This is a genomic window from Paenochrobactrum sp. BZR 201-1, from assembly GCF_044987585.2.
Taxonomy (GTDB): domain Bacteria; phylum Pseudomonadota; class Alphaproteobacteria; order Rhizobiales; family Rhizobiaceae; genus Paenochrobactrum; species Paenochrobactrum pullorum.
In genome coordinates this window covers 88696-114334 of sequence record NZ_JBJDRZ020000027.1, presented here as the reverse complement: position 1 = coordinate 114334, position 25639 = coordinate 88696, and the positions used below count along the sequence as shown (strand labels likewise).

Annotated in this window: 23 protein-coding genes; 10 read left to right on the top strand and 13 right to left on the bottom strand. The window is 49.5% G+C overall.

Annotation, left to right across the window (positions count from 1 at the left end):
• Positions 1 to 2007, bottom strand: a 2007-nt coding sequence (locus ACI0FR_RS14350) for an FdhF/YdeP family oxidoreductase (protein WP_461667958.1), incomplete at its 3' end; no start/stop codon positions are given.
• 136 nt (positions 2008 to 2143) lie between these two features.
• Between ACI0FR_RS14350 and ACI0FR_RS14345 the strand changes: the two genes are divergently transcribed.
• Positions 2144 to 3304 carry an alpha-hydroxy acid oxidase gene (locus tag ACI0FR_RS14345; RefSeq protein WP_404906113.1) on the top strand — a complete coding sequence of 387 codons (1161 nt, stop codon included), beginning with the start codon at positions 2144 to 2146 and terminating at the stop codon, positions 3302 to 3304.
• A 4-nt stretch (positions 3305 to 3308) separates the two neighbouring features.
• Here the strand turns inward: ACI0FR_RS14345 and ACI0FR_RS14340 are convergent, their stop codons facing one another.
• Positions 3309 to 3782, bottom strand: a complete 474-nt coding sequence (locus tag ACI0FR_RS14340; protein WP_374833634.1) for an Lrp/AsnC family transcriptional regulator — start codon at positions 3780 to 3782, stop codon at positions 3309 to 3311.
• Between the two features lie 148 nt (positions 3783 to 3930).
• On the opposite strand from ACI0FR_RS14340, the gene alr reads away from it, so the two are divergent.
• Both alr and ACI0FR_RS14330 read left to right on the top strand, forming a co-directional pair.
• Complete coding sequence (gene alr, locus ACI0FR_RS14335) at positions 3931 to 5058, top strand: alanine racemase (RefSeq protein WP_404906114.1); 1128 nt, start codon at positions 3931 to 3933, stop codon at positions 5056 to 5058.
• Positions 5059 to 5117: 59 nt separating this feature from the next.
• On the top strand, positions 5118 to 6371 hold the full coding sequence (locus ACI0FR_RS14330) for a D-amino acid dehydrogenase (protein ID WP_374833629.1): 1254 nt from the start codon (positions 5118 to 5120) through the stop codon (positions 6369 to 6371).
• A 69-nt stretch (positions 6372 to 6440) separates the two neighbouring features.
• Here the strand turns inward: ACI0FR_RS14330 and ACI0FR_RS14325 are convergent, their stop codons facing one another.
• Positions 6441 to 6989: a cupin domain-containing protein gene (locus ACI0FR_RS14325; RefSeq protein ID WP_374833627.1), complete on the bottom strand. Its 549-nt coding sequence runs from the start codon at positions 6987 to 6989 to the stop codon at positions 6441 to 6443.
• Between the two features lie 153 nt (positions 6990 to 7142).
• Between ACI0FR_RS14325 and aptA the strand changes: the two genes are divergently transcribed.
• Positions 7143 to 8471: an omega-aminotransferase AptA gene (gene aptA / locus ACI0FR_RS14320; protein ID WP_404906115.1), complete on the top strand. Its 1329-nt coding sequence runs from the start codon at positions 7143 to 7145 to the stop codon at positions 8469 to 8471.
• A gap of 84 nt (positions 8472 to 8555) precedes the next feature.
• Here aptA and ACI0FR_RS14315 read toward each other — a convergent pair whose 3' ends face one another.
• Complete coding sequence (locus ACI0FR_RS14315; RefSeq protein ID WP_404906184.1) at positions 8556 to 10136, bottom strand: D-aminopeptidase; 1581 nt, start codon at positions 10134 to 10136, stop codon at positions 8556 to 8558.
• A 202-nt stretch (positions 10137 to 10338) separates the two neighbouring features.
• Here ACI0FR_RS14315 and ACI0FR_RS14310 point away from each other — a divergent pair, with 202 nt between their 5' ends.
• The 4 genes from ACI0FR_RS14310 to ACI0FR_RS14295 all read left to right on the top strand — a co-directional run bounded on the left by ACI0FR_RS14310 (position 10339) and on the right by ACI0FR_RS14295 (position 14948).
• Positions 10339 to 12036, top strand: coding sequence for a thiamine pyrophosphate-binding protein (locus ACI0FR_RS14310; protein ID WP_404906116.1), 1698 nt, complete (start codon positions 10339 to 10341; stop codon positions 12034 to 12036).
• 267 nt (positions 12037 to 12303) lie between these two features.
• Positions 12304 to 13122: a MetQ/NlpA family ABC transporter substrate-binding protein gene (locus tag ACI0FR_RS14305; RefSeq protein ID WP_404906117.1), complete on the top strand. Its 819-nt coding sequence runs from the start codon at positions 12304 to 12306 to the stop codon at positions 13120 to 13122.
• 127 nt (positions 13123 to 13249) lie between these two features.
• Positions 13250 to 14302, top strand: coding sequence for a methionine ABC transporter ATP-binding protein (locus tag ACI0FR_RS14300; RefSeq protein WP_404906118.1), 1053 nt, complete (start codon positions 13250 to 13252; stop codon positions 14300 to 14302).
• On the top strand, positions 14283 to 14948 hold the full coding sequence (locus ACI0FR_RS14295; RefSeq protein ID WP_404906119.1) for a methionine ABC transporter permease: 666 nt from the start codon (positions 14283 to 14285) through the stop codon (positions 14946 to 14948). The genes ACI0FR_RS14300 and ACI0FR_RS14295 overlap by 20 nt, the downstream gene beginning before the upstream one ends.
• Positions 14949 to 15033: 85 nt before the next feature.
• Here the strand turns inward: ACI0FR_RS14295 and ACI0FR_RS14290 are convergent, their stop codons facing one another.
• Positions 15034 to 15801, bottom strand: a complete 768-nt coding sequence (locus ACI0FR_RS14290) for a tetratricopeptide repeat protein (protein WP_404906185.1) — start codon at positions 15799 to 15801, stop codon at positions 15034 to 15036.
• Between the two features lie 504 nt (positions 15802 to 16305).
• A complete protein-coding gene (gene rpsU, locus ACI0FR_RS14285) occupies positions 16306 to 16536 on the bottom strand; it encodes a 30S ribosomal protein S21 (RefSeq protein WP_022712514.1) in 231 nt (76 codons plus the stop codon).
• Positions 16537 to 16998: 462 nt separating this feature from the next.
• Here rpsU and ACI0FR_RS14280 point away from each other — a divergent pair, with 462 nt between their 5' ends.
• Positions 16999 to 18177 (top strand): alpha/beta hydrolase, encoded by a 1179-nt coding sequence (locus ACI0FR_RS14280; protein ID WP_404906120.1) that lies wholly within the window; start codon positions 16999 to 17001, stop codon positions 18175 to 18177.
• Here ACI0FR_RS14280 and ACI0FR_RS14275 read toward each other — a convergent pair whose 3' ends face one another.
• Positions 18178 to 18651: a MaoC family dehydratase gene (locus ACI0FR_RS14275; RefSeq protein WP_374833613.1), complete on the bottom strand. Its 474-nt coding sequence runs from the start codon at positions 18649 to 18651 to the stop codon at positions 18178 to 18180.
• Between the two features lie 114 nt (positions 18652 to 18765).
• Between ACI0FR_RS14275 and ACI0FR_RS14270 the strand changes: the two genes are divergently transcribed.
• Entirely contained in the window at positions 18766 to 20082 is a 1317-nt protein-coding gene (locus ACI0FR_RS14270) for an NAD(P)H-dependent oxidoreductase (RefSeq protein ID WP_374833611.1), read from the top strand.
• Between the two features lie 53 nt (positions 20083 to 20135).
• On the opposite strand, the gene ACI0FR_RS14265 is transcribed toward ACI0FR_RS14270, so the two are convergent.
• The 6 genes from ACI0FR_RS14265 to ACI0FR_RS14240 all read right to left on the bottom strand — a co-directional run bounded on the left by ACI0FR_RS14265 (position 20136) and on the right by ACI0FR_RS14240 (position 25500).
• Positions 20136 to 20852: an ATP-dependent Clp protease proteolytic subunit gene (locus ACI0FR_RS14265; protein WP_374833609.1), complete on the bottom strand. Its 717-nt coding sequence runs from the start codon at positions 20850 to 20852 to the stop codon at positions 20136 to 20138.
• Positions 20853 to 20964: 112 nt separating this feature from the next.
• Positions 20965 to 22365, bottom strand: coding sequence for an NAD(P)(+) transhydrogenase (Re/Si-specific) subunit beta (locus tag ACI0FR_RS14260; RefSeq protein WP_374833607.1), 1401 nt, complete (start codon positions 22363 to 22365; stop codon positions 20965 to 20967).
• An 11-nt stretch (positions 22366 to 22376) separates the two neighbouring features.
• Positions 22377 to 22796 (bottom strand): NAD(P) transhydrogenase subunit alpha part 2, encoded by a 420-nt coding sequence (locus ACI0FR_RS14255; RefSeq protein ID WP_184219429.1) that lies wholly within the window; start codon positions 22794 to 22796, stop codon positions 22377 to 22379.
• A complete protein-coding gene (locus ACI0FR_RS14250; RefSeq protein ID WP_404906121.1) occupies positions 22796 to 24124 on the bottom strand; it encodes a Re/Si-specific NAD(P)(+) transhydrogenase subunit alpha in 1329 nt (442 codons plus the stop codon). Before ACI0FR_RS14250 ends, ACI0FR_RS14255 begins: the two co-directional genes overlap by 1 nt.
• Positions 24125 to 24391: 267 nt before the next feature.
• Positions 24392 to 24613: an aa3-type cytochrome c oxidase subunit IV gene (locus ACI0FR_RS14245; protein WP_374833603.1), complete on the bottom strand. Its 222-nt coding sequence runs from the start codon at positions 24611 to 24613 to the stop codon at positions 24392 to 24394.
• A gap of 146 nt (positions 24614 to 24759) precedes the next feature.
• Positions 24760 to 25500: an N-acyl amino acid synthase FeeM domain-containing protein gene (locus ACI0FR_RS14240; protein ID WP_374833601.1), complete on the bottom strand. Its 741-nt coding sequence runs from the start codon at positions 25498 to 25500 to the stop codon at positions 24760 to 24762.
• Positions 25501 to 25639 lie beyond the last annotated feature (139 nt).

Here is a 25639-nt window from a genome sequence, read left to right as displayed (position 1 = left end):
ACCATAAATAGTGGTATTATATTGATCATGACTGCGGAAAGTTTGCAGCACATATTGTCCCGCTACACCACGCGCCTGCTGATGCTCCACCGCCTCCGGCATCGCGCCTGTCCAGAAAGTGGCCTTGCTGCTTGATGTATTCCACTCACGCTCGGCGGCACCGTTGCGCAAATGAAACCCGCGCGGCACCCGCACCCGTTTGTTGAAATCATAAAAATCAGGCAAAACGCGCTCAATATGATTGCGGATCAGATCATAATCATCAGCCAACTCCAGCCAGTTGACAGGCTTGGCGCCTAATGTTGCATTGGCAATCCCTGCAACAATGGCAATCTCCGAGCGCAGCAATTTGGAGGCTGGCTGATTGATACCACCGGAGCCATGCACCATGCTCATGGAATCTTCCACTGTTACAATCTGTGCTTGCCCCTTGGAGTTGAGATCAATTTCGGTGCGCCCGAGACATGGCAAAATATAAGAATTTTTACCCGGCAAAAGATGCGAATGATTGAGCTTAGTTGCCACATGCACTGTCAAATCAAGGCCGCTCAATGCTTTGGCGATCACCGGACTGTCAGGCGTTGCGCGGGCAAAATTGCCGCCCAAACCGATAAAGGCTTTTGCACTGCCATCCAGCATCGCACCAATAGCGCCTAAAACATTATGCCCCTCAGCGCGTGGCACTTCAAAACCAAACTCGCGTTCCAAAGCATCAAGAAAAGCTTTTGACGGTTTTTCATTGATGCCGACAGTGCGGTCGCCCTGCACATTAGAATGGCCACGCACCGGACAAAGCCCCGCGCCCTCCCGACCAATATTCCCGCGCAGCATCATGAAATTGGTAATTTCTCGGATGGTAATCACAGAATGGCGATGCTGAGTAATGCCCATTGCCCATGTGGTAATAACATTGCCGGCATTGAGATAAATTTGCGCGGCATTTTCAAGCTGAGAGCGTGTCAGACCGGCCTGATCTTCAATACTGTCCCAACTTGTCGCCTCGACGGCGGCTCGATAGGCTTCAAATTCCACTGTATGTTCAGATAAAAACACATGATCCAGCACGGAATTGTCGCCTCGTGCCAGTGCTGCATCATCAGCTGCAAACACCGCTTTGGCCATGCCGCGAAAAGCCGCCAGATCACCGCCCAATCGTGGTTGCAAATAATCGCTCGCAATGGCTTCACTGCCTCCGGTGATCATTTCCAGCTTGTTTTGCGGGTCAGAAAAGCGCTCTAATCCCCGTTCGCGCACCGGATTAAGCACAACAATGCGTACACCCCGTTCTGCCGCACGGCGCAAATCCCCCAGCATACGCGGATGATTGGTTCCCGGATTTTGGCCGACCACAAAAATAGCGTCAGCTTTTTCAAAATCTTCCAACAACACTGTGCCTTTACCAACCCCGATGGACTGTTTCAGCGCAACGCCGCTGGCCTCATGGCACATATTGGAGCAATCGGGAAAATTATTGGTGCCATAGGCACGCACAAATAACTGATAAAGAAAAGCCGCTTCATTAGAGGCACGGCCGGAGGTATAAAATTCAGCGCGATGCGGACTATCAAGCCCTGACAAAATTGAGCCGATTTCAACAAATGCTTCGTCCCAGTCAATCGCTTCATATTGATCTGTTTGTGCATTATAGCGCATTGGATGCGTCAAGCGGCCGATATGTTCCAGATCATAATCCGTCCAGCCTTGTAATTCTCTGACTGTATGGGTTGCAAAAAACTCCGGTGTGGTGCGCCGTCCTGTGGCTTCCCACGCAACTGCCTTCACCCCGTTTTCGCAAAATTCAAAGGAAGAGCCATGCTCCGGATCGCCCCATGCACAACCCGGACAATCAAAGCCATTGGGCTGATTGGCCTTCAACATGGTACGGACATTGGTCAGAGCCGCCCCGCTTTGCAAAATTTGCTTGCCGGAACTTTTAAGCGCGCCCCATCCGCCCGCAGCTTTAGAAGCCTTGCCGATAAAGCCGGTTTTACCGCTGCACTTGCTCATGCCCGTTCCTCTTTATACGTCAGCTATGCTTTCATTCTGCCAGTTATTAACTTCATTGAATAGTAGTTTATTCATATTGGCAATTAATGCTATCCGTGTTTCTGTGCACTATATTTTAGAAAAAAGGGTGGATACTATGGCGCAAATACTGGAAATCGCAGATCTGAAAAAACTTGCACGCCGTCGTGTGCCGAAAATGTTTTTTGATTATGCAGATTCCGGCGCTTTTACCCAATCCACCTATCAAGCCAATGAAGATGATTTCAAAAAGATAAAATTGCGTCAGCGCGTGCTGGTCGACATGACCAACCGCTCGCTTGAAACCACCATGATTGGTGAAAAGATAGCGATGCCGGTGGCTCTTGCTCCAACCGGCCTCACCGGTATGCAACATGCTGATGGTGAAATGCTGGCAGCCCAAGCGGCCGAAGCGTTTGGCGTGCCATTTACCCTTTCCACCATGAGTGTTTGCTCAATTGAAGATGTGGCATCGGTTACCACCAAACCATTTTGGTTTCAGCTTTATGTGATGCGTGACCGCGACTTTGTTAAAAGCCTGATTGAACGCGCCAAAGCCGCCAAATGTTCGGCACTGGTTTTAACCCTTGATTTGCAGATTTTAGGCCAGCGCCATAAAGATTTGCGCAATGGCTTGTCGACACCACCCAAATTTACGCCGCATCATATCTGGCAGATAGCAACGCGCCCAAACTGGTGCCTTAAAATGCTAGGCACCAAGCGCCGCACCTTCCGCAATATAGCCGGACACGCCAAAAACGTCACCGACCTCTCCTCACTCGCGGTTTGGACAGCAGAGCAGTTTGACCCGCAGCTCAATTGGAGCGATGTGGAATGGATCAAAGAGCAGTGGGGCGGCAAGCTGATCCTTAAAGGCATTTTAGATGTCGAGGATGCCCGCATGGCCGCCAAAACCGGTGCTGATGCAATTATAGTTTCCAATCACGGCGGCAGACAACTGGATGGTGCCTGCTCTTCCATTTCCATGCTGCCGCAAATTGTCGATGCGGTTGGCCACCAGATTGAAATCCACATGGATGGCGGCATTCGTTCAGGCCAGGATGTGTTGAAAGCACGCGCTCTTGGAGCGCGCAGCACCTTTATCGGCCGCCCGTTTCTTTATGGGCTTGGCGCCATGGGCAAAGAAGGTGTCACCAAAGCACTCGAAATTATCCGCAACGAGCTGGATATCAGCATGGCACTTTGCGGCAAACGCGATATTGAAACCATTGATCGCTCTATTTTACAGGTTAATCCTTGGGAAAACGGCCGCTCATGATGGCTTAACCAGCACGTTGCTGGCTAGGCGCTTTCGACAACAAAACCGTGCGGATGGAAAAGCTGGAATGAATGCGCGCAACCCCCGGCAAGCGTGACAAGATTTCCTTATGAATGACTTCATAGGCGGCGGCATTTTCTGCCTCCGCCCGCAAAATATAATCGGCATCTCCCGTCATCAAATAACATTCCTGAATTTCAGGATGACGGCGCACCGCCTCTTCAAAACGATTAAGATATTCCTCCGTTTGTCGGTCAAGCGTAATACGCACAATCGCCACCAGACGCTCGTCACCATCAGTGGAGCCGACAATCGCCGTATAACCGCGGATGACGCCCGATTGCTCCAGAATCTGGACACGGCGCAAACAGGCCGATTGCGATAATCCTACTTCCGCCGCCAACTGGCTATTGGTCATGCGACCATCACGGCGCAAGCTACGGATGATATTGCGGTCGATACTATCAAGCGAGGACATGCATAATCTTCCAATAAAAGATGAAAAATACCTAAATCTCGATTATAAATCGCATAATATTCGAAAGATAGCAAAGATATTCGAACGATCTTCGACTAGCATATCATGATAAACAAAATTTACTGCTGTTCTGTCAGGGTCATGGTCGATGTCACTTTCTAAAATGCAGCTTAACAGTAATGAACATGATCTGGCTGCAGGTGGCATCCTGACAATCAGCCTGAAGGCTTTGCGCCATAATTATCAGGCTGTTGCCAAGCAAATTGCGCCCACACGCGCCGGTGCTGTGGTTAAGGCGGATTCTTATGGTCTGGGCGCAGATAAAGTGGCACCCGCTTTTTATCAGGCCGGTTGCCGCGACTTCTTCGTCGCGCATTTGGGTGAAGCTTTAAAATTGCGCCCGCTCCTTGCCAATGATGCAACACTTTATGTGCTCAATGGCTTGCAGCCACATACAGAAGAGGTTTGCGCCGATGCGCAAATTATTCCCGTCCTCAATTCATTAGAACAGCTTGCCAACTGGCAAAATCTTGCCATCAAGCGCGGTATAACATTACCCGCACTTTTGCAGATCGATACCGGTATGGCGCGTTTGGGGCTATCGCATGAAGAGCTTGATCATTTAGCCGATCACCTTGATCTGCTTGATCATCTCGACATCAAATTCATCATCAGCCATCTGGCTGTCGGTGATGAATTTAATAATCCATTCAATAAACACCAGCTTGAAACCATGAAAGGTGCATTGGCGCGTTTGCCAGAAATGCCGGTCGCCTTCGCCAATTCCGGTGCATGTTTTCAAGATAAAAGTTTCCATTATAATCTGGCGCGTCCGGGTGTGGTTTTATATGGCGTCGGCCCTGATTTGCCGGATCATCCGATTCTGCCGGTTGTCGAACTTTCTGCCCGTATCATACAGGTGCGCAATGTGGCGCAAGGCACGCCGGTTGGCTATGGCTGCACCTATGTGACACCAAAACCCATGCGCATTGCCACCATTGCCGTTGGTTATGCCGATGGCTGGTTTCGCAGTTTAAGCAATAAAGGCTCGGCCTTTTATGGCGATACACGACTGCCGATCGTTGGTCGTGTGTCGATGGACAGCATTACCCTTGATGTCACTGACTTAGCCGAAGGCACATTGAAACTTGGCAGTCTGGTCGAACTGATCGGCCCGCATCAATCATTGCAAGACGTAGCGCGGGATTGTGATACGATCCCTTATGAAATTCTGACAGCTTTAGGGAGCCGCTATTCACGCCACTATGTGGATTAAAAGCACCCGACAACCGCAATTTGAACAATTAAAATTATAAGCAATAAAGGGGTCATCCCATGAAAGTTACTATTTTAGGCAGCGGCGTTGTTGGTGTTTCCACCGCCTATTATCTGGCCAAAGCCGGTCATGAAGTGACCGTTATCGACCGCGAAACCGGTCCGGCACTGGAAACCAGCTTTGCTAATGCCGGCCAGATTTCGCCGGGTTATGCCTCCCCTTGGGCAGCACCGGGCATTCCATTTAAAGCGGCCAAATGGCTGTTTATGAAACATGCGCCGCTGATCATCCGCCCGACCTCCGACCCGTTCCAATATACTTGGCTGTTGTCGATGCTCGCCAACTGCACATCGGGGCGTTATGCCGTCAATAAAAGCCGCATGGTGCGCATTGCCGAATATAGCCGCGATTGCCTCATTCAGCTGCGTGCAGATACCGGCATTGAATATGACCACCGTACACAGGGCACTTTGCAGCTTTTCCGCGAACAGTCACAGCTGGATGCGATTGGCAAAGATGTGGAAGTTCTGCGTAAAGACGGCGTACCGTTTGAAGTGCTTGACCGTGAAGGCTGTGCACAGGCTGAGCCGAGTCTGGCTCGCGTCAAAGAAAAATATGTCGGCGGTTTGCGTTTGCCAAATGACGAAACCGGTGATTGCTTCAAATTCACCAATGCGCTAGCCAAAATTTGCGAAGGCTTGGGCGTCAAATTCCAATATGGCGTCAACATCAAATCCTTCCTGAAATCCGGCGACCGTGTTACTGCGGTTGAAACCGATCAGGGTAACATCACCAGCGACCGTTTTGTCGTGGCTCTTGGCAGCTATACCCGTGCGATGGTCAAAAGCCTCGGCCTCAATGCACCGATCTATCCGGTCAAAGGCTATTCGCTGACACTGCCGATCATCAATGAAGACAATGCACCGGTTTCGACCATTCTGGATGAAAGCTACAAGATCGCGATCACCCGTCTTGGCGACCGTATCCGCGTTGGCGGCATGGCAGAATTGTCAGGATTCAGCAAAGATCTGCCAGCCAATCGTCGTGCAACCTTGGAATTATCGGTAACCGACCTCTTCCCGGGTGGTGGCGATGTTAAGGCTGCAACCTATTGGTCAGGTCTTCGCCCGATGACACCGGATTCAACCCCAATCATTGGCGCCACACGCTATGACAACCTCTTCATCAACTCCGGTCATGGTACACTGGGCTGGACAATGGCTGCCGGTTCAGGCCGCGCTTTGGCCGACATGATCACCGGCGTTAAACCAGAAATCGACATGAGCGATATCGGTATTTCCCGCTACGGCTGAATCTAACTCTCAATAAAAAAGCCCGCGATGTTTTAAGTAACATCGCGGGCTTAACTTATTGAATCAATATTAAAAACTTGGGGGCGTACAGGCGCTCACCACTTCGCAAGGCACCGGCCCTACACAGCGGAAACGATGCGGCAGTTTACTGTCAAAATAATAAGCGTCCCCTGGCCCCAAAATGCGCCGCTCGGAGCCGACAGTCACTTCAATGCGGCCGGAAATCACAATGCCGCCCTCTTCGCCCTCATGCACCAGCATGACCTTGCCAGTGTCAGCACCGGCTTCATAGCGCTCTTTGAGCAATTGCAGCGCACGATTGAAGAGATTTTCACCCACCTGCCGATAAGAAATGGGCCCTCGCCCAATCTCCACCAGCTCATTGGCCTGATAGAAAACCGTCTGCGGCACATCCGGCTCAAGTGCAAAAAATTCCGCCATCCCGATGGGAATACCATCGAGGATTCGTTTTAAAGCCCCCACCGACGGATTGCTCTGGTTGGCTTCAATCAGCGAAATGGTGGAATTGGTGACACCGGCACGTTTTGCCAATTCTCTTTGCGAGAGATTCTGCCGCATTCTGAGGGTGCGTAAACGTCCGCCAATATCCATATTCACAGCACTTCTCCTCCGATTACTGTTACTGATGTTGAATATATCAAACAATCACGAATTTGCACCTGTTTTTTCAATGGCTTAGTCTTTTGCAGAAAAGGACTTGTTGCGGCTCAGAAAGCATGAATATGATAGTGCCTGAAAGAGGAGATCGCTATGCTGACCAAAAACAATGCCCCGAGCCTTGAAAATTTCTGGATGCCGTTTACGGCTAACCGCCAGTTTAAGGCGTCCCCGCGTATTCTCGCTGGCGCTTCGGGTGTTTATTATACCGATATCGACGGCAATCAGGTTCTCGACGGAACCGCAGGTCTGTGGTGCTGTAATGCCGGACACGGTCGTAAGCGCATCACCGAAGCCGTTGAGCGTCAGCTATCCACCATGGACTTCGCGCCAACCTTCCAGATGGGTCACAATGTTGCTTTCGACTTTGCTGAAAAACTGGCAGCAATTGCGCCGGGCAAAGGCGATAAAAAGCTTGATCGTGTTTTCTTCACCGGTTCCGGTTCTGAATCCGTTGATACTGCGCTGAAAATTGCCATCGCCTACCAGCGCTCCATTGGTCAGGGCACCCGCACCCGCATAGTTGGTCGTGAAAAAGGCTATCATGGTGTGGGCTTTGGCGGCATTTCTGTTGGTGGTCTCGTCAACAACCGCCGCGTATTCCCGCAGATTCCTGCCTCCCATATGCGCCATACCCTCGATGTTGAACGCAATGCTTTCAGCAAAGGTCTACCTGAGCATGGTGTTGAACTTGCGGAAGATTTGGAACGTATCGTACAGCTCAATGGTCCAGAAACCATTGCCGCCGTTATCGTTGAGCCTATGTCCGGTTCTGCCGGTGTTATTCTCCCTCCCAAGGGCTATCTGGAACGTCTGCGCGCGATTGCCGACAAATACGGCATCTTGCTGATCTTTGATGAAGTCATCACCGGCTTCGGACGTCTCGGAACACCTTTTGCTGTTGATTATTTCGGTGTTGAACCGGATATGATGACCACGGCAAAAGGCCTGACCAACGGTGCCATTCCAATGGGTGCTGTATTTGCGACCAGCAAGATTTATGATGGTCTGATGACCGGTCCGGAAAACGCCATCGAGCTTTTCCACGGCTACACCTATTCCGGCCATCCGGTTGCATCCGCTGCCGGTATTGCAACATTGGAAATCTATGCTGAAGAAGGCCTGCTCACCCGTGCAGCTTCACTGGCTGACCATTGGCAGGAAGCATTGCATTCGCTTAAAGGTCTGCCGCATGTCATCGACATCCGTAATATCGGCCTTGTTGGCGCGATTGAACTTTCATCACGTGCCGATGCTGTCGGCGCCCGTGCATATGATGTCTTTGTTGATTGCTTCCACAAAGGTCTGCTCATCCGCGTCACCGGCGACACCATTGCGCTGTCACCGCCACTGACCATCGAAAAAGAGCAGATCGACACCATCGTGTCGACGATTGCCGATGCATTGAAGCGCGTTGCATAAATAAGACGAATGAACAAAAAAGCCGCGGAAGATATCTTCCGCGGCTTTTTTTATTGTCTTCAATAAAACTCAAATTATGCACTTTTAAATTTTGCGATAATTCAAATTATGCGCCAGCCAGCAACCAACACGAATACCGGCAATATTGCCTAATGTGTCGCGCTGGAAAACCAGCGTCCAATCGCCGGGTGCCGGTGCATCCATCGAACGCTGGCATGGCAGCAACCACACATCACCACCCGCATAATATACCGGCTGCATGTTGCTTTTGCCCAAAAACCCCTCAAAAGCTGCATAAAAAGCCGTACCAACTTTTTCAACAACCACAGCCGCATCCAATTCACCGCAATAATAACGACCACAAATATTGGGGGTTTCCGCTTTCACAAGCTTTCGGCATTCAAGCACCAGTTTTTCGGCATCACGGCGCAAATGCACAATGTCGCCATCGCGCTTCAAACTGGTCAAGCCATTGGTGGCTTCACTCTCGCTCACAACACGCACCATTTCAGCAGACGTGCCAAGACGGCATTTCATCTGGCCTTCTGAAGCTTTTGAAAGCGTGATCGACAGGCCGGTGCGCTCATCCAGATAATCGCCATACCATGCTGCATCAACAGCAACGGGTGCCGCATCATTTGCAGCCTTGGCCTCACCCAATGCCACCCGCATCAGATCAAGACAAGCACCATAAGCGCTGCTTTCATGGTTGAAGAGAATGATGGCAGACAAGCGCTCATCCTGCGAATGGAAGCGCTGGCAACGCCAACCATTCAGTGCACCACCATGACCGCTCAAACGATATTTGCCTGCATCTGCATATTTCAAGCCCATACTATAAGGGCTGGCACTACCATCGGCAAAGGTCTGCGGGCGCGACAAGCGACGATAAATGCCGTTTTCATCATCGCGGGTTTTATCGATAAAAATTTCCCATGCGATCATGTCTTCAAGGGAAGCCACCATACCGGCATCACCGCTCCAATGGATGCGGTTTTTTGCAGGTTTAAAACCGGTGACAATATCACCAACATAGCCAACGCAATCAGTAAATGTGCCGGTATTCGGTCGCAGTTCTGCGGTTTTCATCTCTGCCGGATCAAAGATCCGCTCATGCATCAAATCAATCAGCGTGCGACCAGTGTGCTGCTCGATCAATTCGTCAACAATGCGAAAATTACCGTTATTGTAAGAATATTCAGTGCCGTGCAAAAACTGTACATGCTGCATACGTTTCAATAATTTACGCGCATCTTCGGGCAAAAATTCGCCTTCCGGATCAGCCCCGCATAAAACCGTCAGCGCCCAATAATCGCGCAAACCTGACTGGTTGTTGCAAAGCTCTCGCACTTTCGGCAGTTCGTCTTTAAAATCATGGAAAAACTTGGCAAAAGCCGCATCCAGCACTTCCGGCTCACCCACCGCATCCAGCAAGGTGGCACAGGTAAATTGTTTGGTCACCGAGCACATAGCAAAGCGCGTATCGGGCTTTATTTCACGGCGCGATGTTAAATCCGCATAGCCCCAGCATTGCTTTAAAACAACTTCACCGTCTTGAATAACCGCGACCGCACCACCTGGTCCTTTATAGAGATCAGGCAATGAATTGACGTATTTTTCAATATCGGCAAAATTTTTTATAGTCGGAGAATTTTGGCGGGGCATCATTTTCACTTCTTCTGGTTCGTCAAACGTCTGCATAGTTCAAAACAGCTGATAATACTGCTTACGCATGGCATCATGACACTTGGTCATCAAATTCAAGCTATGCGGCAGCGCTCAGCTGTGCTGAAATCATGATAATCAAATCAGACCTTTGGTAGCCTAAATCCAAAGCAGTTACGAGCTAAAAACGGGAACAAAAATCATGACAGATCACGCGCATCAACGCACAGGCGGGCAATTGCTGGTGGATGCGCTCATCCATCAGGGAGTGGAGCGTATTTTCTGTGTTCCGGGCGAGAGCTATCTGGCTGTTTTGGATGCGCTGCATGATAAACAAGATAACATTGATCTGATCGTCTGCCGTCAGGAAGGCGGTGCCGCTTATATGGCAGAAGCTTACGGTAAAATGACCGGAAAACCGGGTATCTGTTTCGTCACCCGCGGCCCCGGCGCCACCAACGCGTCCATCGGTGTGCATACCGCTTTTCAAGATTCCACCCCGATGGTGCTGTTTATCGGACAAGTGGCCAGCGATCAGGTCGAGCGCGAAGCCTTTCAGGAAATCGACTATCGCCGCATGTTTGGCCAGATGGCTAAATGGGTGGTGCAAATCGATGATCCGGCACGCATTCCGGAGCTTGTCAGCCAAGCCTTTCATCGTGCGCTTAATGGTCGCCCCGGCCCCGTTGTCGTGGCACTACCGGAAGATATGCTGACCTCACTTGCCATAGCACAGGATGTGCCAGCCGCTCGCCAAGTGGAAATGCATGCAGCCCCTTCGCAATTACAGGAAATGCTGGAGCATTTAAGCCAAGCCAAACGACCAATGCTGATTGCCGGTGGTGGCGGCTGGAATAAAGAAGCTGTCGCCAATTTGCAGCGATTTGCCGAACATATGCATATTCCGGTCGCTGCATCCTTCCGCTGTCAGGATTTATTCAACAATCTTCATCCGCTTTATGCCGGTGATCTCGGCACCGCAGTCGGGCCGCAACTGGCAGAAAGCATCAGGCAGGCTGATCTTTTGCTGGTGCTTGGCGCGCGTTTGGGCGAAATGACCACCCAGGGCTATGCTTTGGTTGAAGCGCCAGTGCCGCAACAAAAACTGATCCATATTCATACCGGAGCCGAAGAACTCGGCCGCGTTTATTATCCAACATTAGGCATCAATGCCAGCATGCCAGCCTTTTGCCGTGAAGCGGCAAAACTCGCACCAATCCACAATCCGGCCGATAAACCGGTATGGCAGGACTGGACACAAAAACTGCATCAGGACTTCCTCCAGCACATCCAGACACCCACTATTCCGGGCAAGGTGCAAATGGGCGAAATCATGGAATGGTTAAAAGCCCATGTGAAAGCCGATACGATCATCACCAATGGCGCGGGAAATTATTCCTCATGGGCGCATCGTTTTTATCAATATAATCAATTTCGCACCCAACTTGCGCCTACCAATGGCTCGATGGGCTATGGCGTTCCGGCTGCCATTGCCGCCAAATTGCAATATCCTGAACGGATGGTTTTAGGTTTTGCCGGTGACGGCTGCTTTCTGATGAATGGTCAGGAACTGGCAACGGCTGCACAATATGGTGCCAATGTTATTTTCATCGTCATCAATAATGGCATGTATGGCACCATCCGCATGCATCAGGAGCGCACCTATCCGGCGCGTGTTTCCGGCACAGGCTTGCAAAATCCTGATTTTGCCGCTCTTGCCCGCGCTTATCACTGCCATGCCGAGCTGGTTGAAAAAACAAAAGATTTCGCCCCTGCATTTGAACGATGCGAAAAATCAGGCAAACCATCATTGATTGAAATCCACATTGATCCGGAAGCACTGTCGCCCAAAATGACACTGAGCCAGATGCGCGAGCAAGGTTTTGCCAAACAAAAATAACTAAAAATCCCTTATAAAAGCCCTGATCAATATCAGGGCTTTTTTGTATGATTCATCGCTTGAAACAGCCACTTTCCGATAAATGACAAACGAATCCTGAAATACCAACTTTCCGGTGAAACAATCACTGCGCATATGGCCTCAGTAGAATATTTTTCCTTGTTTAACGGCAAATTACAGTGAATTATCAAAAATAATTCAAAGTGAGGGGAAGTTTAAACCCTTTGCAGAGATCGTTAGAAATTAATACTCGTCAAAGGGCACAAAATGACACAAGATATCTCGCGCAGAAACAGCCTCAAAGCAATTTTGTTTGCAGCCACCGCATTCAGCCTCGGTCTTGCTCCCCTCGCAGTTCAGGCACAAGATGCCGTTAAAGTCGGCATCATGGGCGGTGAAGACGAATCCGTCTGGAAAGTTGTTGTTGAAGAAGCGGCGAAAAAAGGCCTTACAGTCGAGACCGTTATTTTCAACGATTACAACCAGCCAAATGAAGCGCTGAATCGTAAAGAAATTGACGCCAACTCCTTCCAGCATACCCCGTTTTTGGATGCCCAGATCCAGCAGCATGGTTATAAAATCAGCGTTGCCGGTTACACAGCTGTTTGGCCGATCGGTATTTATTCCCGCAAGCTGAAATCACTGGATGACGTTAAAGACGGCGCAGTGATCGGTGTGCCAAATGACCCATCCAACGAAGGTCGTGCGCTGCGCGTATTGGAACAGCATGGCATTATCAAGCTGAAACCGGATGCCGGTGTGCTGGCCACACCTATCGATATCATCGAAAACCCTAAAAATGTCGATATCAAAGAGCTTGATGCCGGTGTAGTCGGGCGTGCGATTGATGATCTTGATATTGCCATCGTTAATAATGATTGGGCAGCCAAAGCCGGTCTCGAGCCAAAAGATGCCATAGGTTGGGAAAGCCGCGAGAACAACCCGTATAACAACTTCATCGCTGTGCGCACCGATGATCTGGACAAAGATTGGGTAAAAACCCTCGTCAGCTCTTTCCAGAACGATGCGGTGAAAGCCGAGCTTGACCGCGCCTATAAAGGCACCGGTATTCCTGCCTGGGAATAAGCCTCTCAGGCATTAAAACAAACCGCGCCATAGCTTTGGCGCGGTTGCTTTTTGAGCATATTTCTATAATCAGAAAAAATTGCAAAATATCTGAGTGCTGAGTGATAATTAAGAAAGACATCAGACCGTGCCCACAGAGCCAGACGCTGCCAATATTGTCGAATTAGAAAACGTAACACGGTTTTTTGGCACGACACCTGCGATTAACGGCATTACTTTAAATGTTAAGCGGGGTGAGATTTTAGGAATTATCGGGCGCAGCGGTGCCGGTAAATCCACCCTCATTCGTTGCATTAATGGTTTGGAAAAACCCAATAGCGGCTCCATCCGCATTGAGGGCCGCGAGATTTCCAACTTAACCGAAAGCCAGTTGCAACCGGTTCGACGCCGTGTCGGCATGGTGTTCCAGCATTTCAATCTGCTGTCGGCCAAAACGATCGAAGATAATATTGCACTGCCGTTGAAAATTGCCGGTCAAAAGCCTGAACAGCGCAAAAAGCGCGTTGCAGAATTGCTGGATCTAGTCGATCTTGCCGACAAAGCAAAACATTATCCGTCGCAATTATCCGGTGGCCAAAAACAACGTATCGGCATTGCGCGTGCACTCGCCGCAGAGCCTGCGCTTTTATTGTCTGATGAAGCCACCTCTGCGCTTGATCCGGAAACCACGCAGTCCATTCTGGAATTGTTGAAAAACATCAACAAACAGCTTGGTCTCACCATTTTGCTGATTACCCACGAGATGGATGTCATCCGCCGCATTGCCGACCGCGTCATTGTGCTTGATAAAGGCGAAATCGTCGAGCAAGGCTCCGTCTGGCAGGTTTTTGCTCATCCATCTGCTGCAACCACGCAAAGCCTGTTGCAAGTGCTGACACCGCAACTACCGCAAACCATCGCCAGCCGCCTGACTTCAAACAGCAATGATGACGCTGTGGTTCGGGTTAAAATTTCCGGAGTGGATGCAAGACGGCCGCTTTTCAATGATCTGACCTATGCGACAGGTGTAACAGCCCATATGTTGCATGGCAGCATGGATACCATCCAGGGTCAGCCAATCGGCACATTATTCTTACAAATTTCAGCCAAAGACCAAAGCCGCCTGAAAGCTGCAATTGATTATTTGACCCAAAATTCAGACGCAACGGAGGTGCTTGGTTATGTCTCAGGCGATGCTTAATCTTCTCTGGCGCTCTTTCTGGGAAACTATCCTGATGACCGGCATGTCGAGCTTGATCTCGTTAGTTGTCGGCCTGCCGCTTGCCATCATCATGGTGATGACAGAGCGCGGCGGATTGGCACCAAATCGCACTATCAATATGATACTCGGCGCTTTTATCAACGGTTTCCGTTCCGTGCCTTTCATCATTTTGCTGGTGGCGCTTATTCCGCTCACCCGCCTCATTGTCGGTACGGCTATCGGCACATGGGCATCGATTGTGCCACTTTCCATCGCTGCCATTCCTTATTATGCGCGCATCGCAGAAGTATCTTTGCGCGAAGTGGATAACGGCTTGATTGAAGCGGCCCGCTCGATGGGTGCCAACCGTTGGACGATTATCCGTGATGTGCTGGTACCTGAAGCCATGCCTAGTATTGTCTCTGGCTTTACCGTCACCATCATCACGCTTATCGGCGCGTCTGCCATGGCGGGTGCCATCGGTGCCGGAGGTTTGGGCGACCTTGCCATCCGCTATGGTTATCAGCGTTTTGAAACCACCATCATGATTGCCGTTGTTGCTATTTTGATTGTACTTGTCTGCGGCATTCAATGGATTGGTGACCGCATCACCGCCGGTGTCGACAAACGCAATATGAAAGCTTGACGGGCTCAAATCGAAGACAAAAAAAGCCGCGATGAACATCCATCGCGGCTTTTTTATTCACCAAACTTAATCTTCAGCCAATCACTTAACGGGTACGTGCCAGACCATCTTTGGCAGGCTTATAGTTCGGGTCAAGCTGCACGGCACGCGCATAAGATTTAGATGCTTTATCACGCTCGCCACGCTGCTCGTAAACCAGTGCCTGATTGGCCCAGCTTTCCGCCAAGCGATTATCAAGATTGATGGCTGCGTTAAAATCATCAAACGCATTATCGTAATCGCCAAGTGCTACATAAGAAATACCGCGGCCATTATAGGGTTCAGGTGCGGTTGATTGCAGCGACAAAGCGGTCGAGAAATCTTCAATTGCCTGTTTGTGCTGGCCACGCGCCTGATAAATCAAACCACGATTGTGATAGGCACGGCCATTGGTGGTATCTTGCTCAATCGCTCGGTTGAAATCAGCCATTGCCTGATCGAGACGCCCCGCCAAACGATAAACATTGCCGCGTCCGATATAGGCCGCATCATATTGCGGATTGATCTGCAAGGCACGGCTGTAATCTGCAATCGCCTTGGCATTATCGCCCATATAACGATAGATTAAGGCACGGTTGGAATAAGCCTGATAGAAATTCGGATTAAGCTGCAAAGCCGTATCAAAATCCTTCAGCGCATCTTTGTAGCGCCCCGCCTTGCCATAGGCAGAACCGCGCACATTATAGCCTTGCGGGTCACGAGGATTGGCCTGAATAACAGCTGTCAGCGAACCGATATTCTGCGAAGACGCCTGTGCCAGATCCACAGTCGTCAGACCGCTATTGCCAGCGCCCTGACAACCTGCCAGCAGCATGGAAACAAGTCCGAGCGTCGCCAGACTTTGAAGCGAATGTGAACGGACAGCATGGCGCAAGCCAGCCTGATAAGGTGCTCCAGATCGCAGTCCCAATGGCATGTCCTTTCAACTCAAAACATGGTCGCCGTCGTGCTACAAGCACCATGGCCATCATGCGGTCTCTAAAATCCAGCGTAACAGAACGGATATAATTCCATTATATTGCCCGTGATTTTTATGAAACTTAAGTTAGTTTAACTTGAGCGCCCTGACAATGCAGCAAGCGCAAGAAAGCAATTCAGAGCGCCTGATACTGACTTATATGCAACTATGCTTGGCATCCAAATAAACAGCAGACATGCAAAAAGGTGGCAGCGATTAACATCACTCCACCTTTGCAAAGTCTTTAAGCTTTTCACATCAACCATCACTTAAGCCGGTTCATGTTTTATCTTTAAAGCAGTAAACTTGAATAAGCTTACCAAGCCATATGCCGTGACAGCATATGCATTTTAAAGATAATTAGCGGGCAGCTACGCGGCCGCCGCCTACAAGACCTTCACGCTGCGCGCGCTTACGAGCCAGCTTACGAGCGCGGCGAACGGCTTCAGCCTTTTCGCGAGCACGCTTTTCTGAAGGTTTTTCATAATGACCGCGCATTTTCATTTCGCGGAAAATACCTTCGCGCTGCATCTTTTTCTTGAGAGCGCGGAGAGCCTGATCAACATTGTTATCGCGGACGAGTACCTGCACGTGTAATCCCGTTTCGGTTAGAATTTCGTTATAGCCTGAGCCTCAGGGGTCTTTAAAACATTCGATGATAATGAAAAATTATCAAAACGCCCAAAGGCACCCAAGCTTCGCAACGGTCTACCGCTGCAAATTGGTGTTGGCTAATAACAGAATGGCGCTGCCCTGTCCACATCCCACAAGAGATTTCCTGCATTTGAGCGCGATTTATTCAAAAATCAGGGGTTAAACTCATTTCTATCAAACAAATTCAGCCTGTCATTAGCGGATTATTCACCGGAATCTTTCATAAGCAGCCACCATTTTACTTTCAAGAATCATAAAAAAGCCTAGGGCGATTCTTAAAAAACTCGCTTTATCGTGATCAAGTCGGCACAGTTTCTTCACAATCACGCTTTATCAGGCAGTCTTTCAACTGCGGTTCCATTTTTGTCCCCCTTGCCTATAGATTGCAAACACCCCGCCATGCATATTCAAAAACGTCTGGTCGTCCAGTTCACAGGCTATGAAGGCCTCCATGCAAAAGCCATTCGCGGTCGTCATATTCAGGCGGTGAATGACTTCGACAAATTGTGGCACGTTAAATCTACAGCCGGAGCAATCAATAAAACAAGCGACTTCACCTCCACAATGCAGGTGACGAGCAAGGCGGAAAACTGGCAGACAGAAAGCGAATTTTGCCAATTCAGCTCGGCTGAAATTTACGATCATTATGCAGCACGCAACACGATCACCCGTATTATCACCGGCTTTCGCGCCTTTGCCAGCATTGTGCTGACCGGCACACTTTATCGCTATGCCCGCAATAGCTGGCGCTTTGTGCTGTTTTTCCTTTGGCCGTTTTTATTATCTGCCACCCTCATTGCCATCACCGGCATGATTGCTGCCGCACCTTTAATTGCCGGCCTCTCGATGCTCCACCTCTTCTGGTCTCTACCTTTGAGCCTGATGATCGCAACCATACTCATCCGCCATCCCGGTGATAAACTGTTCTTTTCTTATCTGCTGGATGATTGGTCTGCCGCTTATGACCGCGTCAAAGGCAAAAGCCCTCTGCTTCAAAAACAACGTACCGATTTTGCCGAAAGCTTAACCAAAAAGCTGCAGACAACAGATGCGCAGGAAGTGATTGTCTTTGCGCACAGCCTTGGCTCGGTGCAGGCGATAGAGGCGCTGGCGGATGTTTGGCGTGAGCACCCTGACTTATTACGCAAACAACCTGTATCGCTGCTGATAACCGGCTCCTGCCTGTTGATGATCGCTCTTCATCCACGCGCCAAAGCTTTGCGTGAAGATGTTCGTCTCATCATGGAAGACAGTCCTGTTCTATGGACTGAAATTCAGGTGCTCACCGATATTATTCATTTTTATGGTTCAGATCCGGCGAAAGCACTTAAAATCAACGCTGGCCAAAAACCACTTATTCATCATATGCGTTTTAAACATATGCATAGTGAAAAACGTTACCAACGTGCCAAGGGCAATTTTTTCCGCATGCATTTGCTTTACTTAAAAGGTGCACAGATCAAAAACTTTTATGATCCGGGCATGATGCTGCACGGGCCATTCTCATTGCAATATTTAGCAACCGAACATTGGGGGCAACCCGCCCCCATAGATTATATTGAAGTAAGTAACACTTAATCAGTCTTCAGGCGGCGCGACCACTGCAATGGTCAACCATGTGGCGGTCAATGCTGGTTTGATCGAGCCTTCCACTTCCAAAGTCACTTCATAGTGATTGACCACACGGCCTGAAGGGCGGATATCGGCATCGACCAGTTTAAAACGTGCACGCACACGCGCGCCCGATTTAACCGGTGTCATAAAGCGCACTTTATCAAAGCCGTAATTGATGCCCATCGTAGCACCTTCAATCATCGGCAATGCTTCATAAGCAAGGGTCGAAAGCAGCGACAGCGTCAAAAAACCATGAGCAATCGTACCGCCAAATGGCGTTTCAGCCGCTTTTACCGGATCCACATGGATGAACTGATGATCATCGGTTGCATCCGCAAACTGGTTGATCATTTCTTGCGTCACCACGCGCCATTCGGAACAACCAATTTCAGTGCCGATGGCCTCACGTACCTGATCCAGCGTAATTGCGTCTTTCATAGAACTATCTATCCAACTTAACTGATGATGAATCGACTTTTAGCCAATTGCCGATTATTGAACACTAGACTTAATCAGCAAGACAACCACAATCAATCCATGTGGAGGATATAAATGGCAACCAATGTGGAACTGATCGGCCTTGCACGCGATATGCAAGCACGCGCCGACACCGGTAAACCTGTTCGCATCGGCTTGATCGGCTGTGGCGAAATGGGCACCGACATTGTCACAGCTGTTGCCCGTATGCCCGGCCTGAAAGTAGGCGCGATCTCCACTCTGACGCTCTCCAACGCCTTGCGTGCTGTCGACATTGCCTATCAGGAATCAGGCCATGCGCGTGAAGTCACCACGCTTGATGATCTTAATGCCGCGATGGAAGCAGGTAAAATTGCTGTCACCGGTAATGTGGATCATATTCTTGATAGTGGCCTGATCGACGTGATTGTTGACGCAACCGGCATTCCGGCCGTGGGCGCGGAAATTGGCCTGCGCGCAATGGAGCATGGCAAACATCTTGTGATGATGAATGTCGAGGCCGATGTCACTATCGGCGCCTATTTGAAAACCGAGGCCGAGCGTCTCGGTGTTACTTATTCGCTTGGCGCGGGCGACGAACCATCCTCCTGCATGGAGCTGATCGAATTTGTGACCGCAATGGGCTATCCGATTGTTTCTGCCGGTAAGGGTAAAAACAATCCGCTCAATATTGATGCTATTCCTGATGATTATATGGAAGAAGCCAAGCGCCGTAACATGAATGTGCGCTTGCTGGTGGAGTTTGTCGACGGCTCCAAAACCATGGTGGAAATGGCAGCCATTGCCAATGCCACCGGCCTTGTACCGGATAAAGCCGGTATGCACGGCCCTGCTGCATCAATTGACCAGCTTGCCAGCGTGCTCATTCCGGAAAAAGACGGCGGTGTGCTTTCTCGTAAAGGTGTAGTCGATTTCAGTATCGGCAAAGGTGTGGCACCCGGCGTCTTCGTCGTGGCCGAGATGTCGCATCCGCGCATTATCGAGCGCATGGAAGACCTGAAGCTTGGCAAAGGCCCTTACTTCACCTTTCATCGTCCTTATCACCTCACCTCTTTAGAAGTGCCCCTCACCTGCGCCCGTGTGGCGCTTTACGGCAAAGCAGATATGGTGCCACTTTCCAAGCCGGTGGCAGAAGTTTGCGCACTGGCTAAAAAAGATATGCAAATTGGCGAAAAACTCGATGCGATCGGTGAATATTGCTATCGTTCATGGATTATGACTGCGCAAGAAGCCCGCAGTGTAAAAGCCATTCCTTGCGGTATGCTAACCGGTGCTAAAGTGATCAAGCCGATTAAAAAAGGCGAGCTCATCACCTATGACAATGTGCAAATTCCGGCCGGTTCGAAACTGGCAGAGTTGCGCGCCCGTCAGGACAAGATGATTTACGGTTAAAGAAATTGCGCCCGATCCTTTTACATCGGGCGCAAAATTCTCTACCAACCCAATTATTCGAACTTTGACGGCTTATCAAAAATATAAAAAGCTGCACCGGCAGGCAAAATTTTCTCTGCTAACTTTTGCGACATACCAATCTTAATAGCATCTTCAGTATTAAGCGATTTTGCAAAATATTCAGCTTTAGCAATATCCGCAATTTCCTGTTTGTTAAGTGTTGTACAAGCGGTGTAAATATCAATCATATCATCAGAAATTTTATCTAGCTCCCTTCCTAATCGCCGGACCACATCTGGCCTACCTATTTCATTCAGCGTAGTCGAAGGAGCGTGCAAATAGAACTCGTTTTGCTTAACCGCGCTTCGCTCAGAACTGGCGCAGTAAAGAAGAGTTGCCATTGAAGCGACGAAACCCGCGCCAATAGTTTTAACTGGAATGACAGAGCTTTTTATAGCCCAGTAACCAGTCCATCCAGCACGAACCTCACCACCTGGACTATTGATATATAAGTTGATAGCGCGCGCCTTAGGGTAGTTGATGTTAATTGTGTCCAGCGCTTGTTGTAACTCTACAACCTTATTTTCAGTGACATCGCCATAAAAAAATACATTAACATCCTTGCCGTCGACCTTTGCAACTTCAGTCTCCTTACTCTGATCAACAGGTGCGTCCCTCTTCGTAGGAAATACAGTGCCGGTTTCAGCATGTGAAATCTGCACAAACGCAGTCAGCAAACCGGTTACAAGCAGTATCTTTTTGCAAATCATTTACGCTCCAATACATGTAATAAAATAACAAATAATATTAAAATAAAAAAAGGGCGGCTTCTTCCGAAAACCGCCCTTTTTTTTAATATTCCAACTTTATTTTAGCGCATGCTTAATGATCCAGTGCCTTGACGATATTTTCAACCATCTTCTTGGCATCGGCAAAGAGCATCATGGTATTGTCGCGGAAGAACAATTCGTTTTCCACGCCGGCATAACCGGAACCCATGCCGCGCTTGATAAACAGAACCGTGCCAGCCTTATCAACATCCAGAATAGGCATACCAAAGATCGGTGACTTCGGATCTGTTTTCGCCGATGGGTTGGTCACGTCATTCGCACCAATCACGAAGGCAACATCAGCCGTGGCGAACTCGGAATTGATGTCTTCCAGTTCAAACACTTCATCATAAGGCACGTTCGCTTCCGCCAACAGCACGTTCATGTGACCCGGCATACGACCGGCAACCGGATGGATGGCATATTTAACTTCAACGCCTTCGGCCTTTAGCTTGTCAGCCATTTCACGCAGCGCATGCTGTGCCTGTGCAACCGCCATACCATAACCTGGTACGATGATGACTTTGGCCGCATTTTTCATGATGAAAGCCGCGTCATCTGCCGAACCCTGCTTGACCGGACGCTGCTCAACTTCACCGGCAGGACCTGCCGCTGCATCAGCACCAAAGCCGCCAAGGATCACAGAGATGAACGAGCGGTTCATACCCTTACACATGATATAGCTGAGGATCGCACCGGACGAACCCACCAGAGCACCGGTGATGATCAGTGCCAGATTGCCAAGCGTAAAGCCGATACCAGCTGCTGCCCAGCCCGAATAGGAGTTGAGCATCGACACAACCACTGGCATATCCGCGCCACCGATCGGAATGATGATCAAAACCCCGAACAGCAGTGAAAGTGCTACAATCAGCCAGAACACGGTATGGCTTTCGGTCATCACCAGCACCACCACCAGTGCTACAATGGCAATAGCCAACGCTGCATTGATAAAATGGCGACCCGGCAGCGTGATCGGTCGTCCGGACATACGCCCGTCGAGTTTCAAAAACGCAATGACCGAACCAGTGAAAGTGATCGCACCAATGGCAACACCAATGGATATTTCCACCAAAGCCTGTGCATGAATGGAGCCGACTTCACCGATACCAAAGGAAAGCGGCGAATAAACCGCTGCCGCTGCCACCAGCACCGCTGCCATACCGATCAGCGAGTGGAAGGCCGCAACCAGCTGCGGCATTGCCGTCATGGCAATGCGACGCGCAATCACCGCACCAATACCGCCACCAATAGCAATACCGGCAATGATCATGAGAAGACCATTTACGCTTGGACGCGCCAATGCCAAAGTGGTCAGGATGGAAATAGCCATACCGACCATACCATACATGTTACCCTGACGGCTGGTGGTCGGATGCGACAGACCCCGCAATGCCATAATAAACAGCACGCCGGAAACCAGATAGAGAAAGGCCGCTAAATTAACACTCATTATACAGCCTCTCACTTATCTTTTTTCTTATACATGGCGAGCATGCGCTGGGTGACCAGAAAGCCGCCAAAAATATTCACACTGGCAAGGATAAGAGCAACAAAGCCAAATCCGGTTGCCCAACCGCTTAATGAAAGTCCAACGGCCAGCAAAGCGCCCACAACGATAACGGAAGAAATCGCGTTGGTAACCGCCATCAAAGGCGTGTGCAGTGCAGGTGTAACCGACCAGACCACATAATAACCAACGAAAATCGACAGAACAAAAATGGCCAGACGGAAGACGAACGGATCAACCACGCCGCCTGAAGCCTGATGCACAACAGCGGCTGCGGCATCACCCAGTCCGGTTGTACCTTCTGCGGCCTGACGCACGGCTTCCATAGCATCGCTCAAGCCGTTCAGAGCTTTTTCAAGTGCAGAATTTTCCATTATGCTTCTCCTCCGCCTTTGGGTGTTTTAGGCGCAGTTTTACGCTTTTGTGCTGCTGGCTTTTCAGCAACAGCCTTGCTCGTTACAGCTTTAGTGGCTTTTGCCTTGGCTGCTACCTTCGGCTTTGCAGCCGTTTCTTTCACTGCCTGCGCTTTATCTACAGCAGGCTTTTCTGCCTTCGTCGCCACCTGAACAGGAAGATTTTCAAAAGCTTGATGAACAATCTTGCCTTCATGAGTCAACAGTGTTGCCTTGACCAACTCGTCTGCCGGATCAATCGAGAAAATCTTGCTGTCTTTATTCACCAAAGTTTCCAGAAAGGCATAAAGGTTACGCGCATAAAGCTGCGAAGCAGTTGCAGCAATGCGGCCTGCCACATTGTGATGACCAACGATTTTAACGCCGTTTGTTTCCACAACTTCGCCAGCTTTGGCACCTTCAACATTGCCGCCGCGTTCAACCGCCAGATCGACCAATACAGAGCCCGGTCGCATACTGGCAACCATTTGCGCAGACACAAGCTTTGGCGCCGGACGACCCGGAATAAGTGCTGTCGTAATCACAATATCTTGCTTGGCAATGTGATCTGCGATCAGTGCTGCCTGTTTGGCCTGATAATCTTTCGACATTTCTTTGGCATAACCACCCGCAGTTTCTGCGGCTTTAAATTCTTCATCTTCCACAGCGATGAATTTGGCACCAAGAGATGCAACCTGCTCTTTAGCAGCAGGACGCACGTCGGTGGCAGTCACCACTGCACCAAGACGTCGAGCGGTCGCAATCGCTTGCAAGCCGGCAACGCCCGCACCCATGACAAACACACGTGCTGCCGGAACAGTGCCAGCCGCCGTCATCATCATCGGCAATGCGCGGTCATATTCAGCGGCAGCATCAATCACCGCCTGATAGCCGGCAAGGTTTGCCTGTGAAGACAAAACGTCCATCACCTGCGCGCGCGTTATGCGCGGCATGAATTCCATAGTGAAAGCAGAGATACCAGCTTGCGCAAGCGCTGCCACTTCTGCCTCCGCCCCATACGGATCAAGCATGGCAAAAAGCGCGGCACCACGTTTATAGGTTTTCAACTCGCTTGCAGAAGGACGGCGCAGTTTTAAAATAATATCTGCGTTTGCAGCATCTGCTGCGGAAACAATACGTGCACCCGCGCCTTCATATTCCTTGTCGGTAATACGGGATTTTTCACCCGCCCCCTTCTCAACGATGACATCAAATCCAAGGGCGGAAAACTTCTTCACCGTCTCTGCTGAAGCCGCTACGCGACTTTCAGTCGAATCTGATTCTCTGGCTATAAATAGTGTTTGGGCCAAGCTTATCTCCCTCTTATCAAGGTCCGAACACTACAGAGCAGCCTTCAGACCTCACACATCTTTTACAAACAATACCAATTCAAAAGACCAGTCATCACTCTGTCAGCCGCTTAATAATAAGCAGCTGACAAGAAGCACCCGAACTGGAGCGGAGTAACAGCATATTTTTGTCAACAAAACATCGCTCACGCTGAATGAGAGCGCTAAATTATTGATTTAAAATATTTTTGTCACTCTTCCAAGTGGAAAAACTGACTTCTTATAAATTCAAAGAATAAACCAGGCAGCAATCATCACTAAAAAGAAAACAACTGCGCCGGAGATGAAACCTCCGACAAAAAAGCCGAATGCCATTGCAATCAGCAAAGAAACCAAAGCCGTCGTGCCCCATTTTACCAGGCTCACAAAACCATTATAGGTCTGCACATGCTCCGGATAATCCATAGGAGCGCCAAGTTCCAACGACGAATTATTTGCTGTATTTGCCATTTTTTGTTCACCCATTCTGATCATTGATAGTTTTCATATCGAAATTACGACAAAAGTTCAATCTATTGACTGTAAATCAGGGATTTACGCATCAGAAAAAGTGAAAACCGCTGAACCAGCCATATTTTCACCAAAATTTATAAAAGTCAGCTGTCTTTAAAAGTATATTTGGCGGTGGGTAATATAGTCAGCGGCACCGGCCCTGCTGACACATCGGCAAACATCGCACGCCTTTCATGCGGCTGCGAATTAAAGAACGGAAAGCGCTCCATCACATTATCGCGGATTGCTTTAATCGGCGCACCGCTTAACCCCACCAAAATGCCATAACCTTGATGTGAGCGCGGTTCGGCCAAAATAACAGATTTAAAAATCCGGCGATAAAAAGCCATATGCTCAGGCTTAACAGCAGATAGACATTGGTCGGCCGCAAAGAATTCAGATGCCATCGTGGCAATACGCAAGGTCATATAAGGAATGGCCGGATATTCGCTTAAAACAGAAGGTTCGGCAGCAAAACGCGTGGGATCTACAAAACTTTCGCCTCTGTCCAGCATCGGATCAAGAATATCGGGGAAAAGCGCATAGCTCGTGCCCTTGCGATGTTCCGGTGTAATATGATGAACGCGCAAGGTGCTGACCAGTTGACCGTCAATATAAACACCATAGACATAAGCATGACTATCAAGATCAATATCATCTACAATGGAAGGCACCCTGCCTGCATCCATCACGTTACGCGTCATATAGGAGCGATATCGCAACCTGCCGATTTCTTCCAGATCTTCGCCACTGATAACCCGGCGATATTCCACCCGATCCAGGAATTGCAATAATTGTCTGGCAAAATTAGAAACAGGCGGCTTTGCCGCCGTTGTACCCGTCATTCAATAAGCCCCGCCACCCAAGACATTGAAACAATCGCGAAGCAGTCATCAAACATGCTCCCGATTTTTTAAATTTGATCATATCTCAAGTGAATCATCACGCAGGAACTGTCAATATCAAATAAAATATTCAGCGATT